This is a genomic window from Actinomadura sp. CNU-125 (genome assembly GCF_001942465.1).
Taxonomy (GTDB): Bacteria; Actinomycetota; Actinomycetes; order Streptosporangiales; family Streptosporangiaceae; genus Spirillospora.
Genome location: NZ_MKJY01000514.1, coordinates 1 through 1,581, shown reverse-complemented (window position 1 = coordinate 1,581; position 1,581 = coordinate 1). Strand labels below are relative to the sequence as shown.

General features: G+C 78.1%; 1 protein-coding gene and 2 pseudogenes. All 3 read left to right on the top strand.

Annotated features, from left to right (window positions below; all coding sequences use genetic code 11):
• Window positions 1-546: pseudogene (locus BJF79_RS63785) on the top strand (hypothetical protein); the annotation flags it as partial.
• A 118-nt stretch (window positions 547-664) separates the two neighbouring features.
• Window positions 665-1,159, top strand: a complete 495-nt coding sequence (locus BJF79_RS63780) for a molybdopterin-dependent oxidoreductase (RefSeq protein ID WP_262403240.1) — start codon at window positions 665-667, stop codon at window positions 1,157-1,159.
• Window positions 1,156-1,581, top strand: a pseudogene (locus tag BJF79_RS39315) (hypothetical protein); the annotation flags it as partial. The gene BJF79_RS63780 and the pseudogene BJF79_RS39315, both read left to right, overlap by 4 nt.

The following is a 1,581-nucleotide window of genomic DNA, read 5'->3' as shown; positions in this document are numbered from 1 at the left end:
CGGACCGTGCCCGGCGGCCAGCCCGGGCGCGGGTCCGGGTGCCCGAACGCCGTGACGGCGCTCCCCGCGCGCTTCACCAGCCCCCTGCGCGGCGAACGGGCCGCCGCGCGGCTCGGCCTCGCCCTGGCCGCCGCGTTCGCGACCGCGTTCGGCACCGGCCTGATCAGCCACTTCATGCAGCACCCGCCCGGCTGGGCGCAGTGGCCGTCGCGCCCGGTGAACCTGTACCGGGTGACGCAGGGCGTGCACGTCATCGGCGGGCTCGCGACCGTCCCGCTGCTGCTGGCGAAACTGTGGACGGTGTACCCGCGGCTGCTGCGGTGGCCCCCGGCGCGGTCGGCCGCCGACGCCGGATACCGCGCGGTGGTGCTGCTGCTGGTCGGCGGCGCGCTGTTCCAGACGGTCACCGGCGTCCTGAACATCTCCTACTGGTATCCGTTCCCGTTCTTCTTCACGACCGCGCACTACTGGACGTCCTACATCCTGATTGGCGCGCTGCTCATGCACGCGGCGCGGGAGTGGCCCTGCCGCCCGCCGCGCCCGTGATGTCCGGGCCCCGCGACGCCGTCGGCCGCCGCGGTTTCCTGCTCACCGTCGCCGGGGCGGGCGGCGCGTCGCGCTGACCACCGCCGGTGAGGCGTTCCCCCCGCTGGCGCGGCTGGCGGTGCTGGCGCCGCGCAGCCCCGGCACCGGCCCGCAGGGCGTCCCGGTCAACACCTCCGCCGCGGGCGCCGGGGTCCTGGACGCCGCCGCCGACCCCGAGTGGCGGCTCACCGTCACCGGGCGCGTCCGCCGCGAGGTCGTCCTGTCCCTGGACGACCTGCGCGCCATCCCCGCGCGCACCGCGCGGCTGCCGATCGCGTGCGTCGAGGGCTGGAGCGCCGGCGCCGTCTGGCAGGGCGTGCCGCTGCGGGACGTGCTGCGCCTGGCCGGGGCCCCCGGCGACGCCCACGTCCGGGTCGAATCGCTGCAGACGTGGGGGATGTACCGGACGTCGCGGGTGGCGCCCGCGCACTGGCGCGACCCGCTCACGCTGCTGGCGCTGCGGCTGAACGGCGAGCCGCTGCACCCCGACCACGGATACCCGTGCCGCCTGATCGCCCCCGGCCGCCCCGGCGTCACGCAGACCAAATGGGTGCACCGGCTGGTGGTCGAATGAGCACCCGCACGGCCGCCCGCACGGCCGCCCGTCCCGGCCCCGGGCGGGTCCTGGCGGGCGCGGCGGGCCTGGCGCTGATCGCCGTCGGGCTGCGCGGCGTCGTCACGCACGTCGAGGTTTCCGGGTGGGTGCGGTGGTTCGTCGTGCCCGTGGTCGTGCACGACGCCGTCCTGGTCCCCGCGGTGCTCGCGGCCGGGTGGCTGACCGCGCGGCTGCCCGCCGCGGCCCGCACGCCCGTGCGCGCCGCGCTGGCCGCCGCCGGATGCCTGACGCTGATCGCGCTGCCGCTGTGTCCTCGGGTACGGCCGCCGCGCCGACGTCCCGTCCCGGCTCCCGCTGCCCTACGGCCGCAACCTCGCCGTCGTCCTTCAGCGCGCTCGCCGTCGCCGCCGCCCTGCGGCCGCCGCCCGCGCCCTGCGCGA